The following is an 8,622-nucleotide window of genomic DNA, read 5'->3' on the forward strand; positions in this document are numbered from 1 at the left end:
CTAAATTCTCCAACATTATCAGTTACCAGTTTAATTAAGGATTTTCTTTTCTGCTATTCTTAATTTAGCAGAACGAGAACGAGGATTTTCAGAAATTTCCTGTTCATTAGCAATAATTGGTTTTTTGGTAATTACTGTTAATAATTCTGAATTTCTTAATCCATGTTTAGTTATTCTATCTTCTAAACTATGAAAACTAATAATAGCAATTCTCCCACCAGGAATAAGTGATAAAGGTGCTTTTTCTATGAGAGTTTCTAATACTTGTAATTCGTTATTCACAGCGATGCGTAATGCTTGAAAAATGCGAGTTGCCGGGTGTATTCTGCCATGACGATATTTGGGAGGTACGGAATAAAATATCTCATTTGCTAATTCTGTAGTAGTATCAAATGGACGTTTTTCTACAATACGTCTAGCTATTTTTCGTGATAACCTTTCCTCCCCATATTTAAAAAATATATTTGCTAATTCCTGTTCATCCCATTCATTAATAATATCAGTCGCAGTTAAAGATTGAGTTTGATTCATTCGCATATCTAAACTGGCGGTATTTCTAAAACTAAACCCGCGTTCTGGGTTATCTAAATGATAGGAACTTACTCCTAAATCTGCTAAAATCCCATGATAGGTATTTTCAGAGAATTGAAAATTAGCGAAATTACTATGAATAAAATTCACCCTATTACCAAACTCTGCTAAATTTTCTTTAGCTGCTTTTAAAGCATCTAAATCTTGATCAACGGCCGTAATTTTTACATCTTCAGCATTTTCTAATATTAAGCGACTGTGACCACCTCCACCAACGGTTAAATCTAAATAGTGCCCATTTGGTTGAATATTTAAACCTGTAATTACTTCTTGACTTAAAACAGGAATGTGGGAAAAAGTAATTTCTTCTAAATCTAGGGGGGTTTGTAAATCTGATTGCATTATGAGTTGATTAATTTATTAAAGTTTAACCACTTTTTGTTTGTTAATTACAGTGTTGAAATCAATTCCCTTCCAATCTTGGAACAATTCAACAATTTCTTCTGGTGTTGTAAAATTATCTGTAAAATATTCAAATTGGCAACGATCAAGATTAAGGAAAAAGTTCAAAAAACTACAATGATCTTTTATACCAAAACTAAGGGGACAATCAACAGGGCAATTATCTACACTTGTGGCATATTCTTTGATAATTTGACAAACTTTATCAATTTTAGAGGATTTTTGCAAAGTTTTGTGTAAAAGTAATTCTTTACTAAAAAAACTAAGCCTACGTGGGTGAAATGCTGGGGATAAAAGTATTTTTTATACCCATATCTGTATCTGTAATTTCTCCTAATCGTGCAAGGTCTCAATTTAGCATTTTCATCCACCCTATTATTAGAATATTTATGACATAATTCTAATAACTCTCTAGGATTTTCACCAATTTCACAGAATAACTCTATTGCTTGATACAGCACATTCCATCTACATGAGGTACACTATGAACACAGCAAAATGCTTGTGTTACAAGGGTTTTATCATTAACATCTATACCTCATAATAACGGAAACTGCTGTAGGTTAAATCTATTTGTGGGACGATATTTAAAATCAATTAATGATTCACAAATATCTAATGCTACTAAAAACTTTTCTTCAGATGTTTTAATCATTGTTACTTATTCTCCTTTATTTATGATCAGGACTTACACAACTGGCACATTGGTAGGATGTGGTTCGACAAGCTCACCAACCACATCAGACAGTATAAATCATGTAAATAACCAAATTGTTGATATCTGACGCACCCACTGAACAGATTTTTGAGTTAAGTCCTAAATATGTTATTTTAAAAGCATTTATTACCAAAATAGATCATTCAGAAATCAAGTGCTATGCCTAAACGTCTCCTAGTAGTCGAGTCTCCTGGTAAAGTTAAAAAACTAAGTCAAATTCTCGGTACAGATTGGATAGTTCGCGCTAGTTGTGGACATATCCGGGAACTCAGTAATGAGGGTGAAGACTCGCTAGGATTTACAATGGAAGGTAATAGCGTTCGTTGTAATTATATACCTCGTGATGAACGCGCTAAAGAGACTATCCAACAACTCAAAGCTGCTGTTAAAAAAGTGGATGAAGTTGTTTTAGCAACGGACCCCGATAGAGAAGGAGAAACTATTGCTTGGCATCTCAAGGAAACTTTAGGATTGAGAGAACCTAAACGAGTGGTTTATACTGAGATTACACCATCGGCGGTCAAAAGTGCGATCGCTCATCCGAGAAAACTTGACTCTAATTTAATTGGTGCAGGATTATGTCGAGATTGTCTGGATAAGCTGGTAGGATATAAAGGTAGTCCCCTAGTTTGGGCATTAAATAACGGAGCTAAAAGCGTCGGTAGAGTTCAAAGCGCAACATTACATCTGATTTGTCAGAGAGAAAGAGAAATACAAGTATTTGTACCTCAAGATTACTGGAGTGTATGGGTAGACTATAAAGAAGGATTTCGCGCTTTTTATAAAGGTATGAATAATACCCCTACAGAAACAGCAGAAACAGAAACAGAAACCCACGATGATGCAGCTAGTAACAATCCAGAAAAACCCGAATCTAAGCGAGTTTTATCGGAAGCAGAAGCAGATAGACTAGTTGCAGAAGCTAAACAACATCCCCATAAAGTAATCCAAGTTGAAGGTAAACTTACCTATCGTCAACCTCCTCCACCCTTTACCACTTCTACACTACAACAAGCAGCCGGATCTAAACTAAAATTTGCTCCAGAAAAAACCATGCAGGTGGCACAAAAACTATATGAATCCGGATTAATTACCTATATGCGAACTGATTCAGTAATGTTAAGTCCTGAATTTTGTGAGAGTGCGCGTAAATGGTTAGAAGAACATGATCCGCAAAATGTACCCCAACAAACCACAAAACACCGTAGTAGTAAAACAGCACAGGAAGCACACGAAGCGATTAGACCTACAGATATATTTCGTCCGTCGGTACAATTGCGAGCAGAATTACCCGAAGATGAGTTTAATTTATATGTGATGATTTGGAAAAGAGCAGTTGCGTCTCAATGTCGTCCTGCACAAATAAGAAAAACGCTAATAATTACCCAATCAGGTAATATTTCAAGTAATATTTTATGGCAAGCGCGGGGACAAATTGTAGAATTTTATGGTTATGCAAAATATTGGCCTAATTTGGGTAAAGATGCGGTTTTACCAATTGTACAACAGGGACAAATACTAACTTTAGAAAATGCGGGACATGAACAGAAACAAACTCAACCACCACCAAGATATAGTGAACCAAAACTGGTACAATTAATGGAAAGAAAAGGTATTGGTCGTCCTAGTACCTACGCCCCTACAGTAGCAACTTTAAAGAAACGTAATTATATAGAATTGAGAAAAGATCATCTTCATCCTACAACTTTAGGGTTAGAAGTTGATGAGTTTTTACAGAAAGCATTACCAGATTTATTAGAAGCAGAATTTACCGCCAATATGGAAGCAGAACTAGATAAAATTGCTGAAGGTAAAAACTCTTGGGAATATTATTTAACTACTTGGAATGAAAGTTATTTTGTACCTGCACTTTCTCAAGCTAAAACTGTAGTTATTAATTCAGGAAATACAGGTAATAATCATGGTAAAATTGAGCGTAAATATGAAAGTTCCAAAACTAAATGTCCTGAATGTAGCAACTTTTTAGCGAAAATTCCTAGTAGTAAAGTTAAGAAGAAATACTTTCTTAAATGCGTAAGTGGATGTGAAAATATTGTTTTATTTTGGAGTGACTTTCATAAACGTTGGGAAGCACCAAAAACTAAAACTTTGGAAAGTGAAAAGACTGCTAAACCGGAAACGAAAATTACATCTTATCCCTGTCCAGTGTGTAAGAAACCTTTAGAAGAGTATAGTTATATTAAAGATGGGCAAAATAAAACTATGTTACGCTGTTCTGGTGAAGATTCATGGAAGGATAAAAAACATAAGGATGCGGCTTATTTTCATACTGCTAAGGGGTGGTGGAGTCCTAAATTTGGGAATTTGCAGATTGAATGATATTATATTGTTAAAATAGGTTATAATTTAATAAATAAATAAATAAATAAATATGATAGAGGTAATTATGTCTAGATTAAAATTGTTAATGTAACCTAAAAAAACATCAAAAAATTTACATCCATGACACTTCAAGAATTAAAACAACAACTTCTTGCTCTCCAACCTAGTGAAAAAGTCCAAGCTATACAGTTACTTGCTCAAAGTCTCGGCAGTAATTGGCAAGGAATTGAAAAAACCCCTAAAATCTGTGGTGGGGAAGCTTGCATTGCTAACACTCGTATTCCCGTCTGGGTACTTGTGGAAGCTAGACGACTCGGTTATAGTGATGTTGACCTTTTAACCAGCTATCCCACCATTACAGCTACAAATTTAGCTAATGCTTGGATATATGCAGAATCTCATGCTGATGAGATTGAATTGGCAATTGAGCGTAATGAGGCAGCATAGTCAATGGCACGTTTTTACGCAGATGAACAATTTCCCTTTCCAGTTGTGGAAATATTGCGGAGTTTGGGACATGATGTTTTGACGGTTCAAGAAGCAGGAAAAGCAGAGCAACGGATACCTGATGATGACCACTTCGGAATTGTCGTTTGTAGTAACAATCGTAACTGGGAACAATTTGCAGCACGAATTAATGAGGCTGTAAATGCAGAAGCATCATTGCGAAGAAAACTAATTCGTGTGGTACGTCCATCTACTTAAAAGTGCAATCCATTCAAAGTTTTATTGCAGGATTGAACACTTCTGACTGTGATAGTAATTTTCACAATTACATGATATAATTATTGTAACACTAGAATATTATCAACTAGGTATAGTTAGTGTACTTTTATTTGCAATAATGAAAAAGTTTCAAGATTGCCAAAATGAAGGTTAAATTACAGGACTACTTAGCCGTAGATTGAGATTAACTGAAACAATACCATATTGATTATAAAACATATAATGAATTCAGATGAAGAATTTCCTATTATTCTTGTTACACAAGATCATTATGAACTTGCACATAACGAAGTAATAGGGACTAATAGGAAGTTTTGGTTTGAGCATCAAGAGCTTGGTTATTGCTTGTATAAACAAAACAAATCCCAATACATAGGACAGGATTGGTCTGAAAAAATTGCATCTGAATTGTGTGAGCTTTTAACATTACCCCATGCTATTTATTATCTAGCAGAAACTTGGGACGGAAATCGTGGTATAGTTTCACCTTCATTTTTACCCAAAGGTGCAACACTGATTCATGGTAATGAAATTCTCACTAGAATTTTACCAAACTATCCCACTTTTGAAAAGTATGGGGTGTGGCAACATACAATAGATATTGTATTGAGTGTACTAACAGAAGAAAATATCAATTTTCCGATTGATTGGAATGTACCAAAAAATATTCAAAAACCTGTAGAAGTATTTATTGGCTACCTGATGTTAGATGCTTGGATAGGTAATGGCGATCGCCATCATCTTAACTGGGGTTTAATCAAAAGTCAATTGACACCCCAGACCAGAGAAACTATACACTTAGCACCAACCTATGATCATGCTTCTTCTTTAGGAAGGGAACTATATGATGAAAAAAGACAAAAACTATCAGTAGATTTATATATCAAAAAATGCAAGTCTGCTTTTTATGCTAATTCAGAAGATAAAAAATCTCTGAAAACTTTTGATTTATTTCACCAAGTTGCAATTCGTTATCCCCAAGCAGCTATAATGTGGTTAGAACATCTTGAACGTATATCTCTAGCAGACACTCTTTTAATTTTTAACCGTATTCCCAAAAATCGTATATCAAGCATAACAATTGAATTTGCGCAAAAAATTCTGGAGTTAAACCAACATAGATTAATCAATTTAAAGGAGTTATTAACATGAAAAAACTACAAACATTATTCCTAGCTTGGCAAGATATTGATAGTCGTTCATGGTTTACCATTGGTAAATTGACTTATGATGGTAAACAATATCAATTTGTTTATACCCAAGGAGTAAAAGAAGCTGAGAATCAATGCCAATTTCAACCTTTATATTCATTCCCTGATTTTAACAAAGTATATACATCAATCCATTTATTTCCAGTTTTTGCCAATCGTTTAATGTCTCCTTCCCGACCTGATTATACTAATTTTATTCAGTGGTTAAATATTAACCCAACAGAAGATGATCCTCTGGAAATCTTAGCCCGTAGTGGCGGAGAGAGAGAAACAGATAGTCTTGCTGTTTTCCCATGTCCAGAACCAGATGAGAATGGACTATATCAATTGTACTTTTTTGCTAATGGACTGCGACATTTACCTAAATGTGCAATTGAGAGAATTAATAATTTCGTACCCAATGAAAAATTATGGTTAGCTCATGAATTTCAAAACCCTTATGATAATAAGGCGTTAACTTTAAACACGGAAGATCATCATATTGTAGGTTATTGTCCGCGTTACTTACGCAGTGAAATTTTCGATCTGACTTGGAATAACCCTAGTTCTGTTACTCTAGAAGTAGAGCGTGTCAACTTATCACCTACACCACTTCAGTTTCGTTTATTATGTCATATTACTGCTGTCTGTAAAAATGATTTTCAGCCCTTTTCTAGTTCTGAATATCAACCGTTAACGGTAGATAATTTGGTTAATGTTGGTTAGGGTTGAAGATAATTATTTTGGTTATCAAAACTATATAATATAACTGTACTCCTCAAGAATTATTTATCAAGGTCAGTAACGCACCATCTTTAGCTATAAAAGTTCCAAGATGAACCTAGGCAAAACCCAAACATTGCAAAGCTTTATTGCACAAATCAGGATATCAAGGATTTAACGATTTACAGGATGTGATTTATTAGTTGTAGGTAAAACTTTTTAAACCATATTATTCTAACGGAAAGCCTCCATATTCATCAATAATCTTATCAATATCTGCCATAATCTTCATCGTTTCCGATATGATAGAAATAATATTTTGATAATGACTAATATCATCAAAATTTAACTGTCTTCCTTTTCTATCTTTTAGCCATTTTTGACAAACTTGATAACCACCTATATAAAAATTCCAAATTTGCGGAGAAACTTGATCAAAATACTGTTCAGAATTAATCCATATTTGTTGATGATTTTCATGATATTTCACTTGTTCCACAATATCAGAACCCGCTATAGGATAGGTAGAAATTTCTGTTCCTGTTTCTTGCATGAGATGATATTTAACTAATATATCACCTTTGATTACTAATTCCCAAAAAAGCACAGCATTGGAAGTTAAAGGAAAACGAGGAAAATCAATCTTTAAAAATTCAGCGTAACGTTGACGGTAGTTAGGAGAATGAAAAACAGCGTAAATGTAATTGAAAATATCCTCTGGTCCAAAAGTTGTATTTTGATCTCCTTTTCCATCACCAACAAATTCTAAATCTAGTTTTTTAGAAAGTTGTTTAATAAATTCTGATGATAAATTTGGTTTACGTCCTCCTGGTGTATCAGTTGGTGTAGAATCAAATAAAGTTGGGCTATCTGTTGGGTAAAGATAGATAGGAAATATATTAATTCCACCTCTTCTAAAAAGATTAGCATCCATTGGTTGATTAGCAATACATATTAATGACCAAATAGGATCATTAACAGCAATTCCTTGACGGCCTAAACCCAAACATAGGTTATTTTTCCTCACAACATGATTTACTAATTCTCGTCTAGGTCTATCCATTATGACATTACTATAATAACAATAACGCCAATCAAAAGGACGATATAAACAACTGATTATTTTATCTTTCCATTGATTGTCTGCACGAATTATATTACTAACCTTATCTAATTGCCAATCTGGATTATCATTAATGTTATACTTCTGAGCATAATCTTGATTAGATAACTCGTTATTTCTTAGTTCTTGAAATCTTTTAGTAATATTTTCTTCATCAAAATCAATAGCAAAATGATCTCGATGGGTTTGAAAACCTAAAACATTAACTTTCATTACTTCATTAATTTTCCACATTTTTTGATATTCGCTTCTTAAATCAATATTTTGGGGTTTAAATAAATAAAATGGTGTATTTGGTTCTAACTTTTCCCAAATAGTAGATTGTAAGTCATTTTCAGCTAACCAATGATATTTACCACCAACTAACTGTTTATTTTCATAAACCTCTCTCATACCCCATAAATCAGCATGATAAACTGTTGCTAAGTTTTGGGGACTACTTTGATATTTAATAAAAAATCCAATTGCTACCCCTTGCTGAATATCAAAAACATTTTGATCTGTTGAACCGTCAGGAGAAACTTCTTTTTTCTTACTATTACCATGTAAATCTAAAACATAAATCTCATCAAAAGTTTTCATCAAACTTTGACGCATTCCCCGAAAAGTGGGATTATCTAAATAACCATGATTGGTAATAAAAGCTAATATTCCATAACCTGTTTTTTCAATTCTCCATTGACTAAAACGGATAAATTTTACATAATCATCATTTAACCATTTAGGATTTTTTTCACCTAAAGATTTTCCGTCAACTTCAAAATAACTTGCTGTTTTACTACTAGAAATAGTATCTTGACCATTTA

The 8,622-nt window shown here is 33.5% G+C and carries 8 protein-coding genes; 5 read left to right on the top strand and 3 right to left on the bottom strand.

Features of this window, described 5'->3' with window-relative positions; translation table 11 throughout:
* Positions 1–30: 30 nt before the first annotated feature.
* Together rsmH and H6F32_RS17785 are read right to left on the bottom strand one after the other, a co-directional pair.
* On the bottom strand, positions 31–933 hold the full coding sequence (rsmH, locus tag H6F32_RS17780; RefSeq protein WP_190370631.1) for a 16S rRNA (cytosine(1402)-N(4))-methyltransferase RsmH: 903 nt from the start codon (positions 931–933) through the stop codon (positions 31–33).
* Between the two features lie 18 nt (positions 934–951).
* On the bottom strand, positions 952–1,221 hold the full coding sequence (locus H6F32_RS17785; protein WP_190370632.1) for a hypothetical protein: 270 nt from the start codon (positions 1,219–1,221) through the stop codon (positions 952–954).
* A gap of 649 nt (positions 1,222–1,870) precedes the next feature.
* Here H6F32_RS17785 and topA point away from each other — a divergent pair.
* The 5 genes from topA to H6F32_RS17810 all read left to right on the top strand — a co-directional run bounded on the left by topA (position 1,871) and on the right by H6F32_RS17810 (position 6,696).
* Complete coding sequence (topA, locus tag H6F32_RS17790; protein WP_190370633.1) at positions 1,871–4,051, top strand: type I DNA topoisomerase; 2,181 nt, start codon at positions 1,871–1,873, stop codon at positions 4,049–4,051.
* Between the two features lie 123 nt (positions 4,052–4,174).
* Positions 4,175–4,501 (top strand): DUF433 domain-containing protein, encoded by a 327-nt coding sequence (locus tag H6F32_RS17795; RefSeq protein WP_190370634.1) that lies wholly within the window; start codon positions 4,175–4,177, stop codon positions 4,499–4,501.
* 3 nt (positions 4,502–4,504) lie between these two features.
* Entirely contained in the window at positions 4,505–4,759 is a 255-nt protein-coding gene (locus tag H6F32_RS17800; RefSeq protein WP_190370635.1) for a DUF5615 family PIN-like protein, read from the top strand.
* 243 nt (positions 4,760–5,002) lie between these two features.
* Entirely contained in the window at positions 5,003–5,932 is a 930-nt protein-coding gene (locus H6F32_RS17805) for a HipA-like protein (RefSeq protein ID WP_190370636.1), read from the top strand.
* On the top strand, positions 5,929–6,696 hold the full coding sequence (locus H6F32_RS17810) for an HIRAN domain-containing protein (RefSeq protein WP_190370637.1): 768 nt from the start codon (positions 5,929–5,931) through the stop codon (positions 6,694–6,696). Before H6F32_RS17805 ends, H6F32_RS17810 begins: the two co-directional genes overlap by 4 nt.
* A 226-nt stretch (positions 6,697–6,922) precedes the next feature.
* Here H6F32_RS17810 and H6F32_RS17815 read toward each other — a convergent pair.
* Positions 6,923–8,622 (bottom strand): type ISP restriction/modification enzyme (locus H6F32_RS17815; protein ID WP_313926666.1); only part of this gene is annotated, 1,700 nt, incomplete at its 5' end.

The organism is Anabaena sp. FACHB-1237 (assembly GCF_014696225.1).
Taxonomy (GTDB): domain Bacteria; phylum Cyanobacteriota; class Cyanobacteriia; order Cyanobacteriales; family Nostocaceae; genus FACHB-1237.